Origin of the sequence: Desulfosediminicola ganghwensis (genome assembly GCF_005116675.2) — a bacterium.
GTDB lineage: Bacteria > Desulfobacterota > Desulfobulbia > Desulfobulbales > Desulfocapsaceae > Desulfopila > Desulfopila ganghwensis.
Window position 1 is genome coordinate 5,292,230 of sequence record NZ_CP050699.1, and the last position, 26,554, is coordinate 5,318,783.

Genomic DNA, 26,554 nt, shown 5'->3' on the forward strand with positions numbered 1-26,554 from the left:
CCCTTATGAAAGACAAAACAGTATCACTCGTTCTGGGAAGCGGAGGGGCCCGTGGCCTCGCCCATATCGGCGTTATCAGATGGCTGGAAGAGCATGGGTATCAGATCCAGTCCATCTCTGCCTGTTCAATGGGGGCACTGATTGGCGGCATCTACGCCATGGACAAACTCGATGAATATGAACAATGGGTGCGAGCTATATCGAAGTTCGATATCATTTCCCTGCTCGATGTATCCTGGAATACCTCCGGGCTCTTCAAGGGTGACAAAGTGATCAACACCCTGGTTGAACTGGTAGGTGACCAGCTGATTGAAGAACTGCCCATACGGTACACAGCGGTTGCTGTTGATATTCAGAATGAAAAAGAGATCTGGATTAACTCAGGCAGGCTCTTTGATGCCATTCGGGCCTCGATCTCCCTGCCCATGCTTTTTACACCTCACATACGAAAAGGTGTGAGCCTCATAGATGGTGGAGTGCTGAATCCGGTGCCAATCGCCCCGACCTTCAGTGACACCACAAATATGACAATAGCTGTTAACCTCGGCGGGCCGGTTCAAGCTCAGCAAAAGGCAGCATCTCAATTGCCGAGACATGAAGATAGCTCACAGAAGTTCCACCAGAAAATCACAACGTATATTAAATCGCGCCAGAAGAACAAAAGTTTCAAGATGCCCGATTGGAGCGTCTACGATGTTGCCAACCAGGCATTCGACGCCATGCAATCCACCATCGCCAGACAAAAGCTTGCAGCCTATCCCCCCGATCACACCATTGAGATCCCCAGAAACGCCTGCGGAACCCTTGAATTTGATAGAGCTGCTGAAATAATTGAGCTGGGTTACCAAAAAGCGGACGAAACCATGGCCGGAGTGACAGATGAATAGCCAATAAGGCTTTGCATGTCAAAACGTTAGTCGCGTGTGGTCTATCTCGTAAATTTCACAAATATCAGGCAGGCCTGGGCAAAAGGTTCAGCGGTTCAACTGTCTTCCTGCGAACCCCTCTCTTAGCTGCTCTGACTTTTGACGATAATGCGGTTTTTGATCCTGGATACAGACAAGGCAAGAGAACCGTTATCACGCTACCTCTTCCGGTAAACCATCCCATTGAACCTGGCAACCACCTCACCCTCATCATCCGTCACAAGCACATCATAAGCGCCAAGCCGGGTGGGCTGACAGACTTCTGTGGCCTCGGCATAAAGAGTTCCGGATGAACGTCCCTTTAAAAAGGAGATATTGACGTTTATGGCCAGGGCCAGCTGGCCACGGCTGTTAGAGGCAGCGGCAAATGCCAGATCAGCCAGGGTAAAGATGGCGCCGCCCTGCACAACACCGGCACCATTGAGATGATTTTCGGTTATCACCAGCTGAGCCCGGCAATACCCTGAGCGAACTTCAATAATCTCTATACCGGTCATGGCCGCAAAACGGTCATTACCAAAATAGTCTTTCGCTGTCCGGGTATCCATCTTGCTCTCTGTTTTTGAAAAATGGAGAAAATGCTATTGGTGAAACGTGAAGTTTCAGGTGTAAGAATAACACCTGCCTGCAGGAGTGGCCACAAAGTTCTGTGCGCCTGAACTGCCAACAATCTTAACCCATTGTCAGAAATGAGCTGATAGATGGAGAGTCACCATACATAAGCCTCCTGACTCACTTCTTACTCAAATGGAATTGGTGTAAAACCTGCCTTATCATCCTTGAGATTTAGGGCATTGATGAGGCTTCCAAGGCTGGTCTCAAGCTTGGTAAGTTGTTCCTCACCCAGTTGATCCAGGGCTTCACTCAACTTGCCTTGCGGCGGAGATGGAGCCATGGTCAGAAGCCCTTTGCCGGCTTCAGTAACCGAAAGATGAACCGAGCGCTGATCGGTTTTGCTGCGATCACGCGCAATCAGGTTTTTACGTTCCAGCTTGTCCAGCATATTTGAACAAGTGGAGGCATGGATAGAGAGCAGAGTGGCAAGTTGTGAAACCTTTAATCCTGGTGTCTGAGCGACTTCATAAAGCATCCATAACTGCGCACTACTGAGGCCGCATGCCTTCTCTACAGTTTTTGAATGCGCCTGCATCGCCTTGAATACAATGCGAAGCTGCTGTGTAACAGCATGAGATCGCGAATTTTTTTCAAACATACTTCCTCCAGATTAGGTGCTTCACAAAACCAGCCTTACTCTCCCGTTACACCAGATTTGATGAACTCGCAAACCTGAATTTACAAAATTTCAGATGCAAGCCGTGTAATGTCGGCAATTAATTCCCGGCGAATCAGGCGACTCGCCGGGAAATAACCTTATTGGGCTGCCTTGCGTGCTTCAGTCAACCATCCGTTCCAGGTATCGGTGTTACCGGCAATCCACTCTTCAACATGACGCTCGATATCTTTCTTGCTCTTTTCGCCTTCACTCATACGAGTGTTCTGCTCATTAATATCTGAAAGCGGTAGTTTAAATACTTCAAAAAATCGCTTTGCGACAGGATTTTTTTCAATAAACTTCTTATTAGCAACAATACGGATATCGGATACAACAAATCCAAGATCTACAGGATCAGAAACTGCGCCGACAGCACCACTTACGGTCATCCGGTCCACTGCCTGACTCTGAGCTTCTGTCGGCTTGATTTCCGGAACATTTATCCACATTACATCTTCACCCGGCTTCAGCTTGAAGATTGTCCAGTTTGGTGCCCAAGTATAGAAGAAAATCGGCTCTCCATCGTTATATGCCGCGATGGCTGAGGCCATAGACGCCTCATAGGAGGCCTTGATCGGATTGATATGATCTTCAAGACCATAGACATCCATATGATGAGCGATAGTTGTCTCACATCCCCAGCCTGGAGGACAAGCGGTAAGATCAGCTTTGCCATCATTATTTTTATCAAAGGCTTTCTTCACCTCTTCACGTTTGAAATCATCGAGAGATTTAATACCAAACTTTTCTACGTGTTCCTTGGAAACAAGATACCCCTGAAGACCACCAGCTTTTACCACGTAGCCAACTCTTTCAGCTTTCTCTTCAAAGTCTTTCGGCAGCTGCGCGTCATGGATCGGAAACCAGCCGTTTGTCCAATAATCCACATCACCCAGGGCTACAGTTTTATAAAAAATCGGATTTTGCAGATCTTTCGGCTTTTTCACTTTAAAACCAAGTTCTTCCAACCCACGACGAACAAGAGCTTCCTGAAAAAAACCTGTGTTCCAGGTCGCACGTGCAGGGTTGACGGTAACACCTTTACCAGGCTTCATATCATCTGCAAAAACAGTTGTCATTGAGCCAAGACTCAGAGCTGTCACCGTTGCTGCAATACACATCTTTTTAAACATAATTATTCCTCCCTTCATTATTTTTTCTGAGTTCCCATGGACTGGGTAATTCGATCAAGCACAATCGCCACCAGGACGATGGACAGGCCGCCAATGGTTGCGAGCCCAATATCCAAGGTGTTAAGTCCAAGAATTACTGGGGCCCCCAATCCTCCGGCACCGATAAGTGCAGCAATCACTACCATGGACAATGCCATCATAATGGTCTGATTCACCCCTGCCATGATAGTCGGTAAAGCCAGAGGAATTTGCACTCTGGTCAAAACTTGCCAACTGGTTGCGCCAAAAGCGAGTGATGCCTCAACTAATTCAGGATGGACCTGTCGGATACCGAGACTGGTCAACCGAATAATAGGTGGGAGGGCAAAGACGATGGTTGCCAGAACACCAGCCACATTACCGATGGAAAACAGCATGACTATCGGCACCAGATAAACAAAGGCCGGCGTAGTCTGCATCGCATCAAGTAACGGCCTGAGTAGCATTTCGAAACGATCATTGCGGCCAGACATTATTCCCACAGGAATGCCGACTAACATGCAAAAAACCACTGAGGAAAATACCATTGCCAGGGTTACCATTGTTTCTTCCCACAAGCCGAGCAAACCGATAAAAACAAAAGTTGCTACGGTATAAATTGCCAACTTTATGGAAGTGGTTCGCCAGGCGATAATTGCCATAATTGCAATAAAGACCAGCGGCGGAATAGCCTGTAGCCCGCTCTCCATTCCTGAAAGTGTTACGTCTACCGGCCATTTTATTATCTGGAAAAACCAGCGATATCCTTCAACCAGCCAGTCAATAAAAGCCGTTATCCAATCATCCAGGGGGATCATTTTTTCTTCAAAACTCAACATCTCGGTCTCCTGCGGAAAATAAAACTATGATTGCGTCCCAGTCTGCTGTTCGAAATGAGTGCCATTTTCAGCCCGGTAGAGGGTTCTCAGAAAACGGTTTTTCGAAACTACGCCACGATATGAATTTTCTTCGTCAACAACCGGGATTGGCCATAAATGTGAGGCAACTTTAGGTAGGATGTCCTGCAGATAGTCATTCTCATTTACCGCCTCGGCGCCAGGAATAAATGCGTCCTCAATCTTTTTCGATGTACCTTTATCAAGCAACTCCCGTAAGGAATCTGTTGACACCACACCGTAAAAACGGCGCTCAGAGTTGAGTACATAGGCAAATTCGCGGTCCTGATTATTGAGCCGCTCAAGGACCGCCCTTGGACTGCCTTGCGGGGTGTGCCAGATAACTGTAGGCATATTATCCCGGACGATGTCACCTGCTGAAATCACACCGGTTGGATCAACACCACGAAAGAATGCTCGAACATAATCATCTGCGGGATTCTGGAGAATATCTTCCGGCGTTCCAACCTGAACCACCCGGCCACCTTCCATGATAGCGATACGGTCACCAATGCGTAACGCCTCATCAAGATCATGGGAGATAAAGATGATGGTTCTTTCGTGCCGGTCCTGAAGTTTCAACAGCTCATCCTGCATCTCATTACGAATCAGGGGGTCAAGGGCAGAAAAAGCTTCATCCATCAGCAGGATATCAGGATCGACCGCCAAACCACGGGCTAATCCAACCCGTTGCTGCATACCGCCACTCAACTCATCCGGGTAGGCATTGGCATATTCTTCCAGCCCAACCTGCTTCAGGGCATCGAGAGAACGTTCCTCCCGCTTTTCTTTGTCAACACCATCGAGTTCAAGACCAAAGGCAACGTTGTCCATTACCGTAAGGTGGGGCATGAGAGCAAAAGACTGGAAGACCATGCCGGTTTTGGCACGTCGAAACTTGACCAGCTCATGCTTGTCCATCTTCAAAACATCTTCACCATCCACCAACACCTCACCGGCAGTGGGTTCGATGAGCCTGTTCAGCATGCGAACCAATGTGGATTTTCCGGAACCGGAGAGTCCCATGACCACAAAAATTTCACCTTGCTCTACAGCGAAACTGGCATCCTGAACTCCAACGGTAAGCCCAGTCTGCTCATAAATTTCTTCCTTGGTTCTGTCTTTGTTTAACAGCGCCATTCCTTTCTTTGGGTCAGAACCGAATATTTTATATAGACCCCGTACCTCTACCTTGCTCATACTTCACACTCCTAGTCCCTGTAAGAATCTCAGCGGTAACCACAAAACTAACTGCGAACCGCTCAACCTGCTCCATCCAGGTACACTCAGCCTTTCCCCAGACCTCTACAAACTCATAGGCACAACTACCAGCACGTTGGGGGAAAGAAGCTTTCTGTACAACTTTTAGTTAATCGCAATATATTTTTATACAAAACTATTTGCCAGAAACTATATTGCGCAATATAATTTGTCAACAACTATTTTGCTGGCAAAACATATCATCGGGTGCAAATACCTATTTAAATCCAAACACATACAAGCGCTTTCCTGACGCCATTACCTGGATTTCCCACTGTATCCTCTGCGCCAATACGAAGCGATTACCAACATTCCGGCAGATGCATATCTGTTACCCTCCCGTCGCATGTCTACCCAAATGCCGATGCAAGCTCTCTGATATTTCGTCCCTCATATTGAGTTTCAGTCATAAGATGATAAGATGAAATTGAATTCCCGATGAGTTGACTCAATTCACACCACAAATAACAATTCAAAATCCGGTTACCCATACGAATCCCTGGTGCTGAAAACGATACTTATACCAATTGCTTCAACACTCCTTCTATCGGTTATGGCGACATCACTTACCGCACAGGAACAGGTAACTTTGCAACCCCATTACCGAACCATCACCCTGACAGGTTTCACCTACCCCAGAAAGGAGTTGACTATCAGCAGTGAGGTTAACGGAAAATGTGAGGCTGTATATGCCGATGTCGGTGAGAAAATCCCGGATAATGGGGTATTTGCCAGGATAGATACGACCTTCATCAGACTGGATATCGAAGCCAACAAAGTGAATCAGGAACGTGCCGGACGACAACTGGCCCAGGAAGAAAAGACCCTGGCCCGCTTCACAAGCTTACGCAGAAAAGAGTCTGCCCCGCAGGCGCAACTCGACGAAGCAGAACTTGCTGCAGACCTGAACAAACTTGAAATCAGGAAGTTACAAAATGAAGCACGGCGGCTGGAGGAAAAGCTCGTCCGTCATACCATCACCGCCCCACCAGGCTGGTTGCTGATAGAACGGTTCATAGAGCCGGGTGAATTAATACAGGAAAGCAAACCGGTAGCCAGGCTCGGTGACTTCCGCCAGCTTCTGGTTCCGCTGGCTGTAAGTTATGGTGAATTACAGGCTATTGAGGCAGCAAGCCGCCTTCAGGTTGAGCTGCCCGACATTGCCCTGACTCTGCCGGCCACAATCTACCGTACCTCACCTGTTTTCGATGCCGCCACCAGGAAAATCCACGTCGACTTACTGATCGATGCCACTCGCCATACACCTGACCAAAACATTCAGGAATCTTTACGGGGCGGCATGCGCGCCCATTTCAGCTTTAAAAGTTTCGAAGCAAACAACCGTTTCAGCATCCCTGCCACCGCACTCATCAACCGCTACGAGGCGCAATGGCTTATGAAGCCCGATGGCAGCACCAGACAGGTCATCCTGCTCGGCACGGAAAACAACGGCCTGACTGCGATCATTTCCGGAGAAAACCTGGAAGCCGGCCAGAACTATCTGGCAATCCCTGAAAATGCGGCTGGCTCTCAGTAGAGACCAGGTGATTTTCGTTTTTCGCCGTGAATTAGGCATTTTCCTGCGGTAAAGCCTGTTCGTAAATTATGCAAAACCTTGTCCGATTCACCCTCAGGCAGAAAGTTGTTCTCAATCTGCTCTTTGTGCTGCTTATTGTTATCGGGGCATTCGTGTTGCTGCGCATGCCTGCCGAGCGTTACCCGAATATCGAATTTGGCAAGATGTACATCAACACGTTCCTCCCTGGCGCCTCTCCTGAAGATGTAGAAAAACTCATCACCAATGAAATCGAAGAGGCCCTGGAGAATGTCGAGGATCTCGATTACATCCAGTCCGTTTCCTACCGGGAACGTTCAAACGTGGTGATTAAGTTCGTCGATGACAGCGATTACCAAAGGCGCTTTGACAGCGTGCGACTGGAGGTACTGTCAATACTGGAAGATCTGCCTGCTTTACCGGAACCTCCTGTTTTCAATTTTCTCGATGTGAACGACTGGTTTCCCACTATAAGCGTCAATATCTCAGGCAAGCACTCAAACACCACCCTCTCCCTGGTGGCCGAGGAACTGAAAATCCCGCTGGCACAGATCAAAGGAGTAAAGGAAGTCAAGTTGACCGGCGATTTTACCCGTGAATTCCATATACTGCTGTCGCCAACCAAGATGCGGCGTTTTGGCCTTACTTTCAACGAAGTTGCCAGATCGCTGGAACTGGCCAATATCAATCTTCCTGCCGGTCACGCAAAAACCGAATATGGTGAATTTATCGTGCGGGTCGATGAACAATTCAGGACACGTGACGATATCTTCACCGCCATTATCCGAACCGACAGTGACGGCTCCTTTATTCGCATTGGTGATGTCGCCGACCAAGGCTACTTCAGCTACCGCGATCCCTTCATCGTCGCCTCGGTTAACGGTGTCGAGTGTGTTACCCTGCAGATCATCAAGGAAGACCGCGGCAATGCCCTGTTTATAGCGCGCGATGTTCGTGATATTGTCAAAAAGCTTAATACGACCTATGGGGCAGAAAAGATAATCCTCACGGTCACGCAGGATTCCAGTAGTAAAATCAAGGATTCAATCAGGGTACTTGGAGTAAACCTGCTGCTTGGTGTGGCACTGGTGTTTCTTATCATCTGGCAGTTTATGGGGATGCGCAACGGAATACTCACCACCATTGGCATCCCCTTTGCTTTCGTCGTTACCATGGTGTTCATGTACCTCACAGGCAACTCAATCAACGAGGTATCGCTCTTCGCCTTTGTGCTGGTCTCCGGCATCATTGTCGACGACGCCATTGTCGTGGTGGAAAATATCTACCGGCATGTGCAGCTCGGTAAAGACGTGGTTGAGGCCATCACCATCGGCACTTCCGAGGTTTTTCTCCCGGTAGTGTCCGCCACCCTCACCACTGGTGTCGCCTTTTTGCCAATGTTGATCATGACCGGCATGGTTGGCGATTTTTTCGCCATCATCCCGAAAACTATCGTCTTTGCCTTGATTGCCTCACTGCTGGAATGCCTGTTCATTCTCCCCTGTCATTACCTCGATTTTGGACCGCGAAAGGCGCAAAGCTCAAAAAAACCTACGAAATCAGTGACAGAACTGGCCGGTTATCTCGAGAGTGTGCGTGAGGGCCGGACCATGACCGTCATCCGCAGATTCTTCAACTGGCTGATTGAACTGGTTTTACGTCTTCCCTATATCTCGATTACCCTGCTGGCACTTATTTTTGCTGCCGCGCTTGCCATTTTCCACAGTTCCATGACAGGTGCCACCAACATGATACGAATTCAGTTCTTCCCTGATAATTACGCCCTCTACTATGTCGAGGTAACCGCGCCCTCCGGGACACCAATTGGCGAAACGGATGAGTTATTGAAAGAGCTGGCCAAAGCGGTAATGGCTGAAGGAGAGGAAATGCACGAGTCGGCTCTGGGTTTTGCAGGCTTTATCATCAATGAAGACTATTCACCGAGGTATGGAAACAACCTTGGACACCTCGCAGTAACCCTGCCCGACTCCAATAAGCGGCGCTTTGCTGATTATCCCGAAAATGACGTGGTGCTCCATCTTGATTATATGCGGGAAAAGTTGGCCGGAATAGTGCCTCTTAATACAACTCTTTCCATCAGGCCTGAAAAAGATGGGCCGCCAGCCGGCAAAGACGTCAATATCAGGGTGCTGGGGACAGACGGAGAAAATGTAGCAACACTCGCAGCCCACCTGCTCGATTTTCTTAAAAACCATAATGATTTTGAGCCATGGCTCCTGGATCTGCAAAACGACCAGGGCGCCAGTGGCCGCGTATTTACCATACGCGTGAACAGAGAACGGGTAGCCGAGTGGGGGCTGCAGATTGCCGAAGTTGCAAGACTGGCAGCCTCGGTACTGAATGGCCGCATCGTTGGCGAGATGAAACTGGCCGAGGAAATCATCGACATCAAGTTAAAAATGGCATTAGGCACCGAGACCAGCCAGATGACGCAGGCTCTGGAGGCATCAATCATAGACCTGCCGGGAGGCACAATTCGATTAAGCGATCTGGCCACACCCGTCTATTCCCTGGAACCTGGTTATCTGAACAGGTTCCAGGCACAACGAGCAATAACCCTGACTGCCAACATCAAACCCGGCGCACCGATCTCCGCCGCCATGATCGTAAACAAGGTGCAGGACTATTATCTGCAGATCAGGGAGAACTATCCCGGAGCCAGCCTCAACTTCTCCGGTGAACATGAATCAACCCGGGAATCATTTATCTCACTGACCTACGCTTTCGGTATAGCCATCCTGCTAATTTACCTAATACTTTCGGCCCAGTTCCATTCCTACCTGCAGCCGCTGATCATTGTCTCGGCTGTGGTATTTGCTCTGATCGGAGTTATCTACGGCACCCTTTTTTCCCGTACCCTCTTTACAGTAAACAGCTTTGTGGCAGTGGTCGGGGTCACCGGGGTGGTGGTCAACGATTCACTGGTGCTGGTCGAATTTTTAAACAGTTGCTACCGGAGAGGACAGAACAGACACGAGGCATTGATGCTGGCCACCAATATCCGGCTGCGCCCAATCCTGCTGACAACCCTCACAACCACGCTGGGCTTGTTGCCAATGGCCCTTGGCATCCCGGAATATTCAATCATCTGGGGCAGCATGGCCATGACCTTTGTCACCGGCCTTTGTACCGCCACTTTCCTGACCATCATTATCGTGCCGGTACTCTGGGACATCCTGGTACAGCTCGAAAAAACTCCAGGTCATATGCCACCCTTGAGTTCAACAAGCAGCCCGGATACCAGCAGGTAAACCTGCTGGTAAATGACAGGATCACTACTGGCTCGCGGCCCGGCCACATTGAGTGTTTTTATCGAATTTTCAATAAGCCAGGCGACAAGAAGCAACAGCGCTTCCGACCCGTTTACCTGTTCAAGGTCAAGATGCAGGCAGGGACTGCCCATTTTTTTTGCTTCCACCAGAGTCAGCAGTGAACCTCCGGTCAGCCCGCCATGGGAGACAATCAGCGTGCCATCGGAATCGATCACGTTCTGCCTGGTGCGTTTTCGATAATCCGAGCTGGTCATCTCCTGAAGTGCGTACTTTTCAGGCAAGGGTCCGTCTTCAGTTTTTCTGCCTTTCGGTAGCCAACCTCCATGGGCAAAGCCATGCTCAATAGCAGCATCCAGGGCGGCGCGGTCTGCTCCAGTCTGTCCACCTGACACAATTTTCTTCAGGATAGGTTTCATTGATGGCTATTGCTCCCGGAAGACGAATTTGAATTTTACTCTGCCATGCGGTATAAAAAATAGTGATTTCCCAGCGCCATACACTACAATTTCACAGGGCGGGACATTGGTGCTCACAACAGGAAAGCCCCCGAATTATCTGTTTCTTCAGCTTTTTTTATACTACAGCGGTGAACCGATGAAAACGATTATTACCGGCCAAAACGAGGAGCATATAGCCGAGGCTGTACAGCTCTTCACCTCTTCACGTAACGCCATAGCACTCACCGGCGCCGGCATCTCTGTCGGCAGCGGCATTCCCGACTTTCGCAGTGAAGGCGGCCTTTGGTCCATCTACTCACCGGATGAATATGCAACGCTCGATGTCTTCCTGAACAATGCCGAAAAGGCGTGGGAACTGTATCGGGATCTGGGCCGTGTCATCATCGGCAAGAAGCCCAATGCTGCCCACGAAGCCCTGGCTGAATTTGAGCAAAAAAGGATCCTCAACGGAATAATAACTCAGAATATCGACAACCTGCACCAAGTTGCCGGCAACCAATACGTCTTTGAAATTCACGGTGACCACCAGCATCTCCACTGCATCAACTGCGGCTATATCGAGCCGGTTGAAGATCATCATTTCACGATGAAGGAAGTGCCACACTGCCAGGAATGCCAATCACCCCTCAAGCCAAATATCGTTTTGTTTGGAGAACCTGTCAGAAAGTTGGACGAAATCCACATGGTTGTTCAGCACTGTGATCTGCTGTTGGTCATCGGTACCTCCGCCCAGGTCTATCCGGCTGCAGGACTGCCCTCTATGGTTAAGGCAAATGGTGGAGCGATTTTCGAGTTCAATATGGAGCCTGCCCTGGGCCGAGGCATTACTGACTATTTTTTTGAAGGTGACCTCGGCAGCTCATTGCCCGAGTTCAGCAATGCGGTACGGAAAACTCTATAGCCAGGCGTTGATGATGATGCATAGGCAGCTAACCTCAGCAGCTCACCTGCACTAAAACCACCGTCCTCAAAATCGCCGTCCGTCAGGTATTATCCATCTATCACACAGGCTGTTGCTGTTTGTATTCCGGACAGGAGCTGTCTGACCAGCCGGTCATCATTTGCCTCATCACCCCGGAATCGGGTACGCTTCGGCCTGCCCATGTTTTTCCGTCTCTTTCTCAGTCTTTCTTTGCGTTATGCCTGCTGTCCAGATAGACACCAGCAACCATTGCGCACCCCAGCCCAACACTTACAGCTGCAACCATTGCAGTGGTAGGAAGCAGGGTTAATGGCCATATTGTGCACGCTGCATAGGTGACACTACCTAGAAAAACTGCTGAAAGAAGTATATAAAAAAGTCGTAAGATCATGTCTCGTAATAAAGGGCAAAAATCCGAATAGTGCGGCTGCTTGACCAGCCCATAAAAACAGCGGACAACATACAGCACTTCGACCTGTTAACGCAATCCATATCAGGTCCCGCCCCCCACAATCCCCTGCAAGTATTTGAGACCGAAGAGTATGTGCTCAACAGACACCCAGGGATAAAAATAGAGTCAGTAGTTGCCGCGCTGTCTGGGACAAAAAGGCATCACCAAAATAACAATAATTTTTAACGGAGACTACCATCTCCTTCTCATATCAATTTAAAATCATATTATTTTTGGTCATAAGCCGGGGCTGCCGCTGCCAATTTCTGTCATCTTCCTTTTAGCACTTTCTACAGAGGCTAAAATTCCTTATTATGAAAGAACAGCCCCGATCGCAGCTTCGAGGTCACGGGCATAATTGATTTTTCAAGCAGAGAATTTTAATCAGGTGCAACAACGGCGCCGGAAGCAACGCTCTAACGCAGGAGGTGTCCATGTCTAATGAAATTGAAAACAGGGTTCGTATTCTTGAAGAAAAACATGAATATCAGGATCGCACCGTTGAAGAGTTAAACCAGGTTGTAATCGACCAACAGGCACAACTGACTGAATTTAAGCTGGAGTTGGCCAAACTACGTGAGGATGTGATGTCGGCCAATATCGATACCGAAGACATCAGTGATGTGCCACCACACTATTAATTGAGGAGGTGGGTTTATTTTTCGGCAAGTGGTTGATAACAGGAAGCGACACAGGGCGACTGGAGTAATCCTGCCGCCCTGTGCTTTTTTCAGGCATCTTTCAAGCCGAATTTCTCAAAATGAACCCGGTCATAGAGCAGAGAATCTTTCGGATGCCCCGGCTTCTCCTCCCGGCCATAGCCAATAGCAACTATCGCCTCGACTTTCATGCCGTCCGGCAGACTCAGCAGCTCTGCAACCTGATCGGTGGCCATCCTGCCATCTTCAAAACCGCGCAGCCTGATCTGCACCCAACAGCTGCCCAGGCCCATATCTGTAGCGGCCAGATGGAGCAAAAGAGATGCGATGGAGGAATCTTCTACCCAGACATCACATTTTTCGGGATCTGCACAAACCACGATAGCGAGTGGTGCATTCTTCATAAAGCTGGCGCCGTGTGGTTTAACCTTCGACAGTGCTTCTATCATCTCTTTATCCTGAACCACTACAAACTCCCATGGGTTCAGACTGCGGGAAGAAGGTGAACGCAACATCGATTCGATCAGATAATCGATTTTCTCCTGTTCCACCGGCCTATTCTCAAATTGGCGGATTGATCTTCTTTTCTGCAATAACTCTAAAAGCATAACTTTCTCCTGTTACTGAATCTGAATTCTTCGGTCACCAATCCGGATTACGCGCATAATCTGTCGGATACATCTTTTTTAACAAAAAAATCCGTTTCCGACAGAAATCAATTGACCTCTGGTCCGAAAAGATTTAAAGAAGCGGTCTTTTGTTTTGCAACTGCCTTAAAAGCACGAAAAAACCAGTATGTAAATACAACCATCACGTTTAGGTAATACCATGGGCTTTAATTTAAAAGATTACAGATATTCTGTAATTTGGAACCTTTTTCTGCTGACTGCAGGTTCACTTCTCTTTACTCTCGGCATGAACGGCATAGTCATGCACCAGGATTTTATTCCCGGTGGACTTTTCGGATTTTGTCTTTTTATCTTTTATAATACAGACCTGCTTACCCCGGCCATATGGTTCATTCTGCTGAATATCCCGACCCTTATCCTCGGCTGGCTGTATGTGAGTCGTAGATTTGTACTGTATACGATATACGGTGTATCTGTAATTTTTCTCAGTTCACAGTTTATCGAGGTTGACTTCGGTATACACGATCAATTCTTCGCAGCCATCGCCGGCGGATTCGTCGTAGGTGCCGGAACCGGTATTATCTTGAGATCCATCGGTTCATCTGGCGGCCTTGATGTCATAGCTATTCTGCTGTACCGGAAATTCAACTTCGGTGTCGGTAAAACCTATATGGTATTCAACGTGCTGCTCTTTTCTCTGGTTTTGACCCAATATGGTGCCGATATCTTCATTGCTTCGATCATCATGACCTTTGTTGCCTCCAATTCACTCGACTACTTCCTCACGCTCTCCAACCAGAGAAAAATCGTCTATGTGATCAGTGAAAAGTCAGAGCAAATCGGCAAGGATGTAACAGAACGACTCAATCTGCGAGCTACCTTCATCCACGGCAAAGGCGCCTATACAGGAAACGACAAGGACATCCTGATGACCATAACCAATAATCTGATGCTCAAGCGCCTTGAAGAAGCCGTATTCACCGTTGATGAAGATGCACTCTTTATCGTGGAAAACAGCTATGACGTGATAGGTAATAACTTCAATAAGCGAAAGGTCTATTAGCCTGAATATTTCATGAAAATTGCAGCCCGCCTCAACTTGTGAGATCTCCGGGGTCGCCCGCACCACATTCACCTGCATATCCTTACCTTTACACCCGGGTGAGGATATGCTCTACTGTTTCTGAACACACTAGACTTCCAGTTATTTCGATCAACTCAACTCACATCTGTTGCCAAACACCGCCATGGATCTGCACACCTTTGCTACTTGTCTCGTTGCCGTTACCCTGCTCACTTTAACGCCGGGTCTCGATACCATGTTGATCATTCGCAACAGCGCCAGAGGCGGTTGGCGAGATGGAGCGGTCAGCAGTCTGGGCATCTGCTCGGGTCTTTTCGTTCATGCCACAATTTCCGCACTGGGTATATCGGTCCTTCTGCTGAAAACCGTCTGGGCATTCAATATCCTGAAACTTGCCGGAGCGATTTATCTCCTCTGGCTCGGGTTGACCAGCCTGAAAAGGGCCTCTCGAAGGCACAGGGGATCGATATTTACCAACCAGAGTGTTCAGCAGACTGAGTTCAGCATGTACCGCTCACTGCGGGAAGGTTTTCTCTCCAATGTGCTCAACCCGAAAACCATCATTTTCTACATGGCATTTCTGCCCCAGTTTATCGACCCGGTCCATAAGCCGCTCGGACAGGCGCTGATAGTTGCTGCCACCCATTTCACCGTGGCCATGATCTACCAGTGCATACTTGCTTCCATGGTTGACCGCGCCCGTGCCTGGCTGCAACACCCCGCCGTGGGCCGGGTGTTCGACAGCCTCACCGGGTTGGTGATGATTTTTCTGGGCGCACGGCTGGCTCTGGAAAAGGTTTGATCTCTCTCTTTAATTCGGCAAGCTGAGAGGGGCGCGGCTCACTATCAGGGTTACACCCCTGTGTTCAGTGAAATCGACCACTATTCTTCCCTGACTCCGGTCGAGGATTTTCTGAATTTTACCGGCTCCGAACATCTTGTGAACCACTGTCAGCCCCACCTTTAGATCTGAAATCCGTAGCGTATGCCCCGGCTTCATGTGCGCGTGGGGACTCGGCAATTCCGTTTCTCGGTCCCTGATTCTCTTCGGCACGAACTTCTGTTTCAGCGCTATGCTATCCACTCCGACAGTTTGCAGATAGTTTTCAGCGACAGTAATATCTGCTGCCTCAAGTGGTTTATCCGGTTCTATGCTGTCTGGATTGTAGAGCCTATCACCCAGTTTTTCACTAAGCCCCATATTCGACTCAAAAAGAAAACGGCTGGCGACAAAACGATCTTTGGGAGCTGAACTGCCACCGGATTCTATGTTTGCTGAAAGCGAAAGATCCGGCGGGTGAAAAAGCGCCACCTGCTCAATACCCCTGGTTATGGCCACATAGAACAAGCGTCGTTCATCCTCCAGGCTATCCCCGCTGCCTTCGCCCGCCCTGGAGATAAATGGAAACACCCCATCTTCTAGGCCCGGCACCACAACCAGGGGCCACTCCAGACCTTTGGCCCGGTGGATAGAAGTGATCAGCAGCACATCTTCGCCACTGATATTCTGTCGTTGCAGTTCTTGCAAGTGAGCCAGAAAGTCTTCAGCGGAGAGCTTCAGCCCCTGGGCAAAGTCGATAAAAGCCCGGCAGGTTTCGATGCGACTTTCAGCAACCACCTGGCGGGATGAAAACTTGTGGTAAAATTCGTATAGATCAAGGTATTCAACGATCTCCCTGAGCAACAGATCTGCGCGTTTCTCTACCTTTCTCCGCAATAGCCATTGCCAGTCATCCGCAGCCTGCAGGATCTTCTTTTTGACGAAACCTGGCATATCCGCGCTGAGCATCAACAGGATCTGCTCGCCACCTTCCTCGGGGTCGACAGCTATTTTCGCCGCAAGTCGCTCAAGCTCTTCCTGGCGGATTCCAAGATGGGGCTGTGAGAGCATGGCCACCAGCAATTCTATCCGGGTTGCCTGTTCTTCAGCTATCAAGGTCCTGGTACAGAGCATCAGATATCCGGTGAGTGCCTGCACTTCCCTGCACTCAAAGACCGGTTCGTGCCCTTCCAACCGATATGGAATGCCAGCCTCCAGCAGTGAGAGCTCAACCGGCACACTCATGCCATACAGCCTTACCAGCACAACCGCTTCACGCAGGCTTCTCCCCTTCCCCTGCCACAGCCCCAAAAGATCCGCCAGCCCCTGACGCTCCTGCTGATTATACAAACCCAGGCGAGTATCATGGTTGCTGGTATGAGACACACAGAATTTACGGTCACGCTTGAGGTTATGGCCGATCAGATGATTGGCAGCCAATGAGAGGTTGTGGCCAAATCTGAACGTATAGGAGAGTGTATAACGGCGTGGAGCCGGGAAATCGTACTGAAACCTGCTGGTAATATATTCCGGTCTGGCGCCACGCCATTCATAGATACATTGATCCACGTCACCAACCGCCATCACCCTTGCCCGGCTACCGCCAATAAACTTCAATAACTGCTGCTGTACCTCGTTGATATCCTGATACTCATCGACAATGATGTGGTCGACACGGTTGGCAACCCACTCTGCTAGTTGTGGATTTTCTTTCAGCGCCATTACCGGTTCGTGGAGCAAATCGTCAAAAAAGCGAATGTTCTGCTTTAAGCGGCCCTCTTCAAAAAAGTCGTATGCCTGCAGGAAATATTGGTATTTTTTGCTTAAGCCCTGTTGTTCATAGCACTCACCAGGCGAAACTATATCCGCCTTGACCAGCTCGATAAACCTCAAAAATTCTTCAAGATCATCCTTAGAGGCCCAGGCATGATTGCCTTTTTCCTCTTTGTAGGCGTGATTGAGAGCCTGTTTGGCCAGTTTTTCTTTTAAGCCGTCATCACTCACCAGCCTTCGCCTGGGCAATGTTCCTTTTCTGGTAAAACTCTCCACCAACCGCAAGCCAAGTGAATGAAAGGTGCGGATCTCAGGCATACCATAGCCTGTGCTCGCCAGAACCCCGGCAAGTTTTCTCACAAAACCGTCCCGGGCCGAACGGTTGAACATGAGTACCATCAGCTCTTTTGGCATGCAACCGCGCTCAAGCAGAACCCGGATATGCTCCACCATGGTGGTGGTTTTTCCCGACCCGGCAACGGCACTGACCAGCGCATGCCCTTGGCTATGCTGGATGATCTGTTGCTGCTCTTCAGTGAGTTGCATGTAATTTCTCAGGAAGTTACGGGATGTCAGGGCAAAAAAAAGGGCCACCCGATAGAGTGACCCTTTCAATGCCATGGTTGGCAGGGTTGTTTGTTACTTTTTGGAAGGTAACGCGTCGGTAATGGAGCCGTCAACAATTTCCGCCGCGAAGGCGAAAGTTTCTGAGAGCGTCGGGTGGGCATGGACGGTCTTGCTGATATCCTCGGCATCAGCCCCCATCTCAAGGGCAAGCACCGCTTCGTGAATCAATTCACCCGCATTCTGCCCGCAGATTGCCGCGCCGATGATACGACCTGTTTCCTTGGAAAAGAGTGCCTTGGTAACACCGGTAGCCGCCCCGGATGCCAGAGCCCTGCCGGATGCACCCCAGGGAAATTTGCCTTTCTGATAGTCGATTTTTTGGGCCTTGGCCTCTTTCTCGGTGAGTCCCATCCAGGCAACCTCCGGGTGGGTGTAGGCCACGCTGGGGATGGTCATCGGATCAAATTCCGCCTTATGCCCGGCAATAACCTCCGCCGCCACCTTGCCTTCGTGGGTCGCCTTGTGGGCAAGCATTGGCTCACCAACCACGTCGCCAATGGCAAAGATGTTTTCAACTGCAGTGCGCTGCTGGTTATCAACACCGACAAAACCACGCTCATTCAGTGCAAGAGCGATATTTTCACGTTCAAAGTTTTCTGTATTCGGTCTTCTGCCAACCGCGACCAGCACGGCGTCATACTCGCCGCTTTCCGGGGCCTTGGCACCCTCGAACCTGGCCTGGATGCCGCTCTCGGCTGCGGTAACCTCAACCACCTTGGTCTTGGTGAAAATCTGGTATTTCTTTTTCAGTTTCTGAAACAGCGGCTGCACCATATCCTTGTCTGCGGGGGGGATGATATGATCAAGCATTTCAACAATGGTAATCTCGGAGCCCAGTGCGCTGTAAATCTGCGCCATCTCCATACCGATGATACCGCCACCGATGATCAGAAAACGTTTGGGGACAAACTTAAGAGCTAAAGCATCGCTTGAATCCCAGATGCGCTCATCTTCCGGCAAGCCCGGTATCATGAACGGATGAGATCCGGTGGCGATGATGCAATTGCTAAATGAGATCTCCTTGGCACCTTCCTCACCTGTGACCTGCAAGGTCGTCGTATCTTTAAAACCGCCTTTACCCACAATACGCGTAATCTTTCTGGCCTGACAGAGCTTGTCCAGCCCGCCAGTCAGCTGGTTGATCACCTGCTGCTTATGGTCGCGGAAAGCAACCAGATCAATCTTCGGCGCACCAAAAGAGATTCCATATTCTGCAGCCTGTTCCGCCTCTTCCAGAACCGCCGCTCCATGGAGCAGCGTTTTGGAGGGGATACAGCCGACATTCAAGCATACCCCACCTAATCTGTTCGCCTGCTCTACAAGGCAGACAGCCAACCCCAGGTCAGCAGCACGAAAGGCTGCGGTATACCCTCCGGGCCCGCCCCCCAGAACAACAAGGTCAAACTGCATATCAGCAGACATAATTTCTCCCTAAAAGATATTATCGATTCAACAATGTTAATGAAATAGACATTTAACGGGCAGCATTATAACGTAATTCGTATTTTTCGAACATATTTTTGTCGGCTTGCACTGTCAAACCCTTCCCGACTGACCATTTAATCTTTCACAACAGAGCTCTTCGCAAATCTTGCATTATGCCGGAAAGATGACGACAGAACCGAGCCGCCTCAGCCCCGTCAATTACCCGGTGATCATATGAGAGAGAAAATGGCAATAGAGTCCGCGGAATGAACTCCTCCAGATCTCTGTTCCAGACCGGCTGCACCGAACTGCGGGACAGACCCAGAATCGCCACCTGTGGACTATTGACTATTGGGGTGAAACCGGTCCCGCCGATACCGCCCAGGCTGGAGATGGTAAATGAGGCGCCCTGCAAATCATCGATCGCCAGCTTACCCTCCCGGGCAGCACCGCTGAGCCTACCCAGCTCCGTTGCAATTTCGGCCAGCCCCTTCTCATCCGCATTTTTCACCACAGGTACCACCAGCCCATTCGGAGTGTCTACGGCGATACCAATATTATAAAATTTCTTGATTATCAGTGTATCGCCTGCCGGCACCAGAGAACTGTTGAAGGAGGGATAGCATTTCAGCGCCGCAGTTACCGCCCGGATGATAAAAATCAGCGGACTATAGCGTATGCCATCCTCACCCGCTTCATCGTTGAGCTGCTTGCGGAACTTTTCAAGCTCTGTCACATCCGCTTCATCGAAGTGAGTCACATGGGGGATAGCCTGCCAGCTCCGCTGCAGATGCGGCCCCGATATCTTCTTGATACGACTCAGCTTGAGTTCCTCGGTTACCCCATAGACCGAAAAATCTTCCAGCGGTTGCTGAGCCGGTGAAATCGCTGCCGGGCCAGACTGCATGACTCTTTTCACCAGTTGCTGGACATCCTCTCGGGTAATCCTCCCTTTGGGGCCAGTGCCGACCGCCAGCGTCAGATCGACACCCAGCTCACGGGCATAGGTTCTCACCGAGGGGGTGGCGTGATACGAAGTGGTCCCGGCGGATGCAATCGGGGCCCCGGCGGACTCTTCGGCAGCGGGCTCTGCTGGCTGCTCTTTCGCCGGCGGTTCTGGTTCTGCCTCTGGTTCTGCTCCGGGTTCTTCGAGTTTACCTTCAGGCTCTTCAACTGCAGGTTGTTCCTCTTGTTCTGAATCTGCGGTTTTCACATCTTCTGCCGCCAGTTCGATTTCAGCGATCAGATCACCGCTTTGTACCGTATCATCCTCGCTGACATGTACCGCAGTGATAACGCCACCCATGGGAGATGGAATATCCATCACCGCTTTTTCACTTTCCAGGGCAATGAGCGGACTCTCCTTCTCAACCTCGTCTCCGGCTTTTATATACACCTCGACCACAGTAATTTCCTGCACATCACCGAAATCAGGAACCACAATTTTCTCAACAGCCATCATCGTCTCCTGTGACGTCTCTACAACTGTTTGAAATTCTATAATTCTAACTCTATTTATCTTTTCATGGGGTGTTCTGCATCCGGGTTGACGGGATACTTGTCGATAGCCTCTTTAACGGTTGCCAGGCTGATGCTGTCCTGGTCGGCAAGCCCCTTTAATGCGGCAACTACGATATGGTATCTGTCTACTTTAAAAAAATCCCGAAGCACGGCCCTCTTGTCACTGCGGCCAAAGCCATCAGCCCCCAGTACAGTGAGCGGGTTGGGGATGAGCCTGCGAAGCTGTTCTCCATACGCCTGCACATAATCGGTACTGATAACCACAGGGCCCCCATAGCCCTGGAGCTGCTCTTCCACGTAGGACATTTTTTTCGGTTGCTCCGGGTGATTCCTGTTCCAGTCCTCCACCTCCATCCCCTCCCGGTGGAGTTGATTTACCCCAAGAATAGACCAGACATCAGCCTCAACCTGAAAATCATCTTTCAACAAACGTGCGGCGGCAATGACCTCCCGTAATATTGAGCCACTGCCCATCAACTGCACCCGCAACTCACTGTCATCCCCTTGCTGGAAGAGGTACATTCCCCTGTTAATCCCCTCCACCATCCCTTCTCTCATTTCCGGGTGTTCATAATTCTCGTTCAGCAGAGTGATATAGTAGAAAACTTCCTCGCCATCGCGGTACATCCGTTCAATACCCTTCTGCACCAGTACAGCAACTTCATAGCTGAAGGTCGGATCATAGGCCAGGCAGGTGGGAAATGTTGAGGCGAAAAGTAACGCCTGACCATCCTGATGCTGCAGGCCTTCACCGTTCAGGGTAGTACGGCCGGAAGTCGCGCCCATCAGAAAACCTTTGGCGCGACTGTCCCCCGCACCCCAAAGCTGGTCACCAATCCGCTGAAAACCAAACATGGAGTAAAAGGAATAAAAGGGTATCATCGGCACCCCATAGTTGGAATGGGCTGTTCCTGCCGCAAGCCATGAGGAGATAGCGCCCGCCTCGGTTATTCCCTCTTCCAGGATCTGTCCTTCAGGGTCTTCACGGTACCAGGAAATGGTCTCAGAATCCTGTGGTTCATAAAGCTGGCCGGTCGGGGCATAAATACCGAGTTGCCTGAATAACCCTTCCATACCAAAGGTCCTGGCCTCATCCGGAATGATAGGAACTATATACTTGCCAATTTCTTTATCCTTCACCAGTGAGCCAAGCATACGCACAAAGGCCATGGTCGTTGATATCTCTCTGCCTTTCGAAGAACCCAGCACAGCCGTGAAAGCTTCCAGTTCCGGTGTCTGCAAAGGGATGTGAGATGTCTCCCGATATGGTACCGGCCCGCCCATTATCTTACGCCGCTCTTTTAAAAACAGGTCTTCAGCACTGCCTTCAGGTGGTCGGATGAAGGGCAAGGCTTCCAGATCCTCGTCTTCCAGCGGCACATGAAAGCGGTCACGAAAGGCTTTAAGTGACTCTACGTCCATTTTCTTGACGTTATGCGCCACCATAACCGACTCACCGGCCTGGCCCATACCAAAGCCCTTGATCGTTTTGACCAAAATTACCGTCGGCTGCCCCTTATAATTAGTGGCGGCATCGAAAGCCGCATACACTTTTCTTGGATCATGGCCGCCGCGAGTCATCTGCCAGAGCTGACGATCACTGATATCCTCCACCAGAGCCGCCAGTTCAGGATCCTTCGAGAAAACTAATTCTCGCAGGTACTCCGGCCCTCTGGCACGGATGGTCTGGAAATCACCATCAACCATGTTGCCGAACTTTTTCAACAACAACCCCTTGGTATCCCTGGCCAGAATTTTATCCCACTCACTGCCCCAGATGAGTTTTATCACGTGCCAGCCAGCGCCCCGGAACCGCCCTTCCAGTTCCTGGATGATTTTACCATTTCCCCGTACCGGACCATCGAGCCGCTGCAGGTTACAGTTGACCACGAATATCAGATTATCGAGAATCTCCCGGGCAGCGAGCGACAGTGCACCCAGCGACTCCGGCTCGTCGGATTCCCCATCTCCCATAAAAACCCAAACTTTACGATCACCTGCTTCACGTAAACCGCGACTGTCCATATATTTCATAAAACGTGCCTGATAAATGGCAGCCATCGGTCCGAGCCCCATTGAAACGGTGGGAAACTGCCAGAAATCCGGCATCAGCCAGGGGTGCGGGTAGGATGAAAGACCGTTTCCATTCACTTCCTGCCTGAAGTTCTCGAGATGTTCTTCATCCAATCGCCCCTCGACAAATGCACGGGCATAGACACCGGGGGAACTGTGCCCCTGGAAGTAGATCATATCCGCGCCGAACTCGGCCTGAGGCCCTCTGAAGAACCAGTTAAAACCAACTTCGTACATGGAAGAGACAGATGTATAGGTGGCGATATGGCCACCAAGCCCTTTACCATCCTTGTTAGCCCTGGCAACCATCGCCATAGCATTCCACCGTACATAGGCGGCAACGTTCCTGCCGATAAATGATTCATCCGGAATAGAAGCGCCACCATCCGGCAACAGGGTATTGCCATATGGTGTGAGGATACCAGGCGAAGTCTGAACCCCCAGCTGTCGCGCCCGATCGGTCAGTCTGGTCAGCAAATAGTCTGTCTTCTCCTTTCCTTCGTGCTTTATGACGCCATCCAGAGATTCCAACCAGTCAGCGGTCTCCTGGGGGTCCGGATCATGATAGTATGAGCTCATGCCACACCTATGGTTGTATTTGGAAAAAGGAATTGCAACGCGCCCTGAATTTCCCATGAAAATTCAATTCAATTCATGGGAAATTCAGAAACAACTGCAATTTAACGTTAGCATTAATGTTTTCGCCTTCGCAAGAAAATCATCAATAGCAAAAGTCGCAGATAAGGGCAGCAGCATACGAATTGCCGGCTTGCTGAGTCCAGGGCTGCCACCCCTGGGGAAGGCTTGGGGTGGTGCCTGTTCAGGCCATGGCTTTGGCAGTGGTTCGCCACAGCCAGACAAGACAGATAACGCCCAAGCCCAGAGTGGCGAAAAAGAAGATCATTGGAGAATATTGCGGCACCAGTTCGAGCTGATCCAGGGTGAAATGCTGCCGCAAATAGTCTGTACGCAACCAGGCCCGCATAAAGACCATGACATAGACCAGCAGCACCACGTGCATAATGGTCAGCCACAGCTTCCTGCGGATGCCGGTAACGACCGCTCCCAAAGTGAGGAGCAGCCCTATACCAAAAGCAACAGTTGCCCCCATATCACGGCCCATGAAGAGCATCATCTGCTCTTTGGGGAGGCTCATCAGAAAAAGGGCCCCGACGGGGATATTCACCAGGGTGAGAATCCAGAATGTTCGCAGACCCAGTGCAGTTGCATGATCCGCCAGGTTCAGGTCCCGTTCAGCCTGAAAGCGACCAAGCAGCGCCACAGCCAGCCCTCCGATAGCAAGAGCACTGACGACCATGTGCAGATAGCGCGGCCAGAACGGGATAGAATCTGTAAGCAACATCGTGCCGTTCATGGATGCGAAATATTCACTGAATTTCCCCGGCGACACCATCAGCAGCATATTGTTGGAGAACATGGCCGCAATTGCCAGAAAAGCAAGGCAGCATAAGCCTCCCACGACGATGCCGAACCTGCCGAGCCCTGCAAATTTGAAATCGTAGAGATAGCCACCCGAATAGGCCAGAATCAGCACAGGGATAACCAGAATCCAGAAAAGGCCCATCAGGATCGAGCTGGTATAAATGAACTGCCCGTAGAGCACCTGCAAAAACAAAAAGGGGGCCACCCCCAGGTTGACCACCAGGGCAATGAGTAGCGGGGTGGCAATGGCAACCCGGTGAGCCAGACGCTTCTGCAGCTCCCCACCGTTGATATGTTGCATCACTCCAATCACCAGCCCTCCAAGCATAGCGTTCATGGCCAGCAGGTGCAGGGGGAAGGTGAGAAGCAACAGAAACTGGAACCAGCCCCAGCTTGCGGGGATCGTATCGGCTTGCGGAATCAGAAAAGTTTCCATTACTCACCTCCTTTCAGGCTATCGAGAAATGCTGCTAACTGCCGGCGTTCTTCATCACTTCCCGCAAAAGGCTCCATCTCATCCGAGAGCTGATCGAGTTGTCCAAGATTATTAAAAATTTCCTCGAAGGTCCAATCTGCGACCATCTCCGCCGCCTCCTCCGCTTCATGACACATGGAACAGTTCATCTCAAATACCGGCTCACCACTTTTCGCCTGAAGAGGTGCAGTCTCAGCAGGTTCCAATTCACCATTTATAGACATCAGGTAGTCAGCAAGAGCAGAACGTTCCTGCCGAGAACCGGAAAAGGGTTCCATCTCATCCGATATTTCATTCAGGTTCAGCAGAGATTCGGCGATAACTTCCCTGGCTTCACCGGAAAAATATGGTGCAACGTCGTCGGGGCTGTGGCAGGCAGAGCAGTGCTGGTCAAACATGGCCTCCCCCAGAGCCAACGGATCAGCCGAAGGCTGGCGTACTTCGATGATCTCCTTGCCGTGGATCTCACCTGCGATATAGCCTGCCAGCGCTTTGGCCTCATCTTCGGTACCGGCGAAGGGTGGCATAAAATAGCGTACTTCATGGATGCGGTTGATATAGCTGACCAGTGCGTTATAACTCATCTTTTCGGTAAGAACAGCCAGATCGTTATTGCCGCCGCCCATGGTGTGACAGGCATAACACTGGTGAATAAACAGCTCCCGACCGGCTGCCATGGAGTTGTCTGCTGTTACCTCCTTGTTCTCCAGCCATAGAGCCGAGCGCAGATACCCCTGCTCGTTCAGCATTTCGAGGTGATCTTTTCTGATCGAATTCGAATAGATCACCTCGTTCAACACATAGGGTCGTCTGGCCGCCTCACGCACCCACTCAAAGGAACCCATGGAGATAAAGGCACAAACCATGGCCACGGCAGCAACAGCCTTGTTATTGAATGACGGCTTAAGAATGCCGGCCAGCAACGTTATCACCAGGAGCAGCACCACGGCAGCCATGCCATTTTGCAACATGACGCCAATGGTGGGTGATTTACCCAGAACCAGTGCCCTCGCCTCCTCAGGCAATACTCCGAGATACCAGAGCCCCGCGGGCACACAGCCAACCAGGGCGACCAGTGACCAGAGCCCCGAGAAGCGGGTCATTGGTTCGCGCACTTCCGTCTCTTTTGAAAAAGAGGCGGTAAGATAGCCGTAGCAGCCTGCCAGAAGAATCGAAATAAACGTTCTGAAGAAAAGAGACGGCCAGAAGGAAGGGTTGAAGAACCCCTGCCAGAAATTACCATTTTCTGCCCAGGCTCCGGGTGTCAGCATAGCGCCAACGATGCCGTTGATCAAAAAAAGCGACATCCAGGCTGCAAAGAAATAGAGATAGCCCACCCGCAGATGATCGCGGGAGTCCATCTTGCCGAACATGTAAAAATAGACAAAAGCGGCGGCGATCTCGACCATGAAGAACACCCACTCCGCCGCCCAGCCGAAAACAAAGCTGTGAATCAGGTAGGAGGTGGCGGTGGGGCTGACAAGGGCAATGATAAACCAGATCCCCACTCCGCTGATGGAGCCGAGCACCATGGTGACCAGCAGAAAAAAACGGGCATGACGACGGGTAAACTCCATGATGGCGTCACTACCTTCCCGCAGCGCCTTCTTTTCGGCCATTACCAGATAAAGCCCACCCCCCACGGCAAAATGGGATATGAATACATGAAAAACTGCGATCAGGGCGATCAGCGTTCCGCCGCCGATCTCGGGTAAATACCAGATTGGGTAATTCATGACTCCCTCCGGGGTTTTGAATCAGACTACAGTGTCAGGCAACGATTCAAGGATACCCAATAAGGGAATAAGAGGCAATTGAGAAAGGGTACTAATATCAGGAA

Annotated in this window: 20 protein-coding genes; 7 read left to right on the forward strand and 13 right to left on the reverse strand. The window is 50.3% G+C overall.

Annotated features, from left to right (window positions below; translation table 11 throughout):
- The first annotated feature begins 5 nt into the window (after nucleotides 1-5).
- On the forward strand, nucleotides 6-887 hold the full coding sequence (locus FCL45_RS22820; RefSeq protein ID WP_136795653.1) for a patatin-like phospholipase family protein: 882 nt from the start codon (nucleotides 6-8) through the stop codon (nucleotides 885-887).
- A gap of 197 nt (nucleotides 888-1,084) precedes the next feature.
- Here the strand turns inward: FCL45_RS22820 and FCL45_RS22825 are convergent, their stop codons facing one another.
- The 5 genes from FCL45_RS22825 to proV all read right to left on the reverse strand — a co-directional run bounded on the left by FCL45_RS22825 (nucleotide 1,085) and on the right by proV (nucleotide 5,446).
- Nucleotides 1,085-1,474: a PaaI family thioesterase gene (locus tag FCL45_RS22825; RefSeq protein ID WP_136795654.1), complete on the reverse strand. Its 390-nt coding sequence runs from the start codon at nucleotides 1,472-1,474 to the stop codon at nucleotides 1,085-1,087.
- 191 nt (nucleotides 1,475-1,665) lie between these two features.
- Nucleotides 1,666-2,139, reverse strand: coding sequence for a MarR family winged helix-turn-helix transcriptional regulator (locus FCL45_RS22830; RefSeq protein WP_136795655.1), 474 nt, complete (start codon nucleotides 2,137-2,139; stop codon nucleotides 1,666-1,668).
- A 158-nt stretch (nucleotides 2,140-2,297) separates the two neighbouring features.
- Nucleotides 2,298-3,320 (reverse strand): glycine betaine/L-proline ABC transporter substrate-binding protein ProX, encoded by a 1,023-nt coding sequence (gene proX, locus FCL45_RS22835; RefSeq protein ID WP_420811246.1) that lies wholly within the window; start codon nucleotides 3,318-3,320, stop codon nucleotides 2,298-2,300.
- Between the two features lie 29 nt (nucleotides 3,321-3,349).
- Nucleotides 3,350-4,189: an ABC transporter permease gene (locus FCL45_RS22840; RefSeq protein ID WP_136795656.1), complete on the reverse strand. Its 840-nt coding sequence runs from the start codon at nucleotides 4,187-4,189 to the stop codon at nucleotides 3,350-3,352.
- A 24-nt stretch (nucleotides 4,190-4,213) separates the two neighbouring features.
- Nucleotides 4,214-5,446: a glycine betaine/L-proline ABC transporter ATP-binding protein ProV gene (gene proV / locus FCL45_RS22845; protein WP_136795657.1), complete on the reverse strand. Its 1,233-nt coding sequence runs from the start codon at nucleotides 5,444-5,446 to the stop codon at nucleotides 4,214-4,216.
- Nucleotides 5,447-6,008: 562 nt separating this feature from the next.
- Here proV and FCL45_RS22850 point away from each other — a divergent pair.
- Both FCL45_RS22850 and FCL45_RS22855 read left to right on the forward strand, forming a co-directional pair.
- Nucleotides 6,009-7,043: an efflux RND transporter periplasmic adaptor subunit gene (locus FCL45_RS22850; protein WP_136795658.1), complete on the forward strand. Its 1,035-nt coding sequence runs from the start codon at nucleotides 6,009-6,011 to the stop codon at nucleotides 7,041-7,043.
- A 68-nt stretch (nucleotides 7,044-7,111) separates the two neighbouring features.
- Nucleotides 7,112-10,333, forward strand: a complete 3,222-nt coding sequence (locus FCL45_RS22855) for an efflux RND transporter permease subunit (protein WP_136795659.1) — start codon at nucleotides 7,112-7,114, stop codon at nucleotides 10,331-10,333.
- On the opposite strand, the gene FCL45_RS22860 is transcribed toward FCL45_RS22855, so the two are convergent.
- Nucleotides 10,285-10,770: a putative molybdenum carrier protein gene (locus tag FCL45_RS22860; RefSeq protein WP_136795660.1), complete on the reverse strand. Its 486-nt coding sequence runs from the start codon at nucleotides 10,768-10,770 to the stop codon at nucleotides 10,285-10,287. The two genes, FCL45_RS22855 and FCL45_RS22860, sit on opposite strands and share 49 nt — an antisense overlap.
- A 178-nt stretch (nucleotides 10,771-10,948) precedes the next feature.
- On the opposite strand from FCL45_RS22860, the gene FCL45_RS22865 reads away from it, so the two are divergent.
- Together FCL45_RS22865 and FCL45_RS22870 are read left to right on the forward strand one after the other, a co-directional pair.
- The gene (locus FCL45_RS22865) at nucleotides 10,949-11,713 is read left to right on the forward strand and encodes an SIR2 family NAD-dependent protein deacylase (protein WP_136795661.1); all 765 of its coding nucleotides are present in this window, start codon (nucleotides 10,949-10,951) and stop codon (nucleotides 11,711-11,713) included.
- A 906-nt stretch (nucleotides 11,714-12,619) separates the two neighbouring features.
- Nucleotides 12,620-12,826 (forward strand): SlyX family protein, encoded by a 207-nt coding sequence (locus tag FCL45_RS22870; RefSeq protein ID WP_136795662.1) that lies wholly within the window; start codon nucleotides 12,620-12,622, stop codon nucleotides 12,824-12,826.
- Nucleotides 12,827-12,915: 89 nt separating this feature from the next.
- Here the strand turns inward: FCL45_RS22870 and FCL45_RS22875 are convergent, their stop codons facing one another.
- Nucleotides 12,916-13,452: a nitroreductase family protein gene (locus tag FCL45_RS22875; RefSeq protein WP_136795663.1), complete on the reverse strand. Its 537-nt coding sequence runs from the start codon at nucleotides 13,450-13,452 to the stop codon at nucleotides 12,916-12,918.
- A gap of 220 nt (nucleotides 13,453-13,672) precedes the next feature.
- On the opposite strand from FCL45_RS22875, the gene FCL45_RS22880 reads away from it, so the two are divergent.
- Both FCL45_RS22880 and FCL45_RS22885 read left to right on the forward strand, forming a co-directional pair.
- The gene (locus FCL45_RS22880; RefSeq protein ID WP_136795664.1) at nucleotides 13,673-14,536 is read left to right on the forward strand and encodes a YitT family protein; all 864 of its coding nucleotides are present in this window, start codon (nucleotides 13,673-13,675) and stop codon (nucleotides 14,534-14,536) included.
- Between the two features lie 184 nt (nucleotides 14,537-14,720).
- Nucleotides 14,721-15,359: a LysE family translocator gene (locus FCL45_RS22885; RefSeq protein ID WP_136795665.1), complete on the forward strand. Its 639-nt coding sequence runs from the start codon at nucleotides 14,721-14,723 to the stop codon at nucleotides 15,357-15,359.
- A gap of 9 nt (nucleotides 15,360-15,368) precedes the next feature.
- On the opposite strand, the gene FCL45_RS22890 is transcribed toward FCL45_RS22885, so the two are convergent.
- From FCL45_RS22890 to FCL45_RS22915, 6 genes are all read right to left on the reverse strand, one after another.
- A complete protein-coding gene (locus FCL45_RS22890; protein WP_167495638.1) occupies nucleotides 15,369-17,696 on the reverse strand; it encodes an ATP-dependent helicase in 2,328 nt (775 codons plus the stop codon).
- A gap of 93 nt (nucleotides 17,697-17,789) precedes the next feature.
- Nucleotides 17,790-19,199 (reverse strand): dihydrolipoyl dehydrogenase, encoded by a 1,410-nt coding sequence (gene lpdA, locus FCL45_RS22895; protein ID WP_136795667.1) that lies wholly within the window; start codon nucleotides 19,197-19,199, stop codon nucleotides 17,790-17,792.
- 145 nt (nucleotides 19,200-19,344) lie between these two features.
- The gene (locus FCL45_RS22900; RefSeq protein ID WP_217907622.1) at nucleotides 19,345-20,664 is read right to left on the reverse strand and encodes a 2-oxo acid dehydrogenase subunit E2; all 1,320 of its coding nucleotides are present in this window, start codon (nucleotides 20,662-20,664) and stop codon (nucleotides 19,345-19,347) included.
- A gap of 53 nt (nucleotides 20,665-20,717) precedes the next feature.
- Nucleotides 20,718-23,375 (reverse strand): pyruvate dehydrogenase (acetyl-transferring), homodimeric type, encoded by a 2,658-nt coding sequence (gene aceE / locus FCL45_RS22905; RefSeq protein ID WP_136795668.1) that lies wholly within the window; start codon nucleotides 23,373-23,375, stop codon nucleotides 20,718-20,720.
- Nucleotides 23,376-23,616: 241 nt separating this feature from the next.
- The gene (locus FCL45_RS22910) at nucleotides 23,617-24,675 is read right to left on the reverse strand and encodes a hypothetical protein (protein ID WP_136795669.1); all 1,059 of its coding nucleotides are present in this window, start codon (nucleotides 24,673-24,675) and stop codon (nucleotides 23,617-23,619) included.
- Nucleotides 24,675-26,450 (reverse strand): c-type cytochrome, encoded by a 1,776-nt coding sequence (locus FCL45_RS22915; RefSeq protein WP_136795670.1) that lies wholly within the window; start codon nucleotides 26,448-26,450, stop codon nucleotides 24,675-24,677. Before FCL45_RS22915 ends, FCL45_RS22910 begins: the two co-directional genes overlap by 1 nt.
- Nucleotides 26,451-26,554 lie beyond the last annotated feature (104 nt).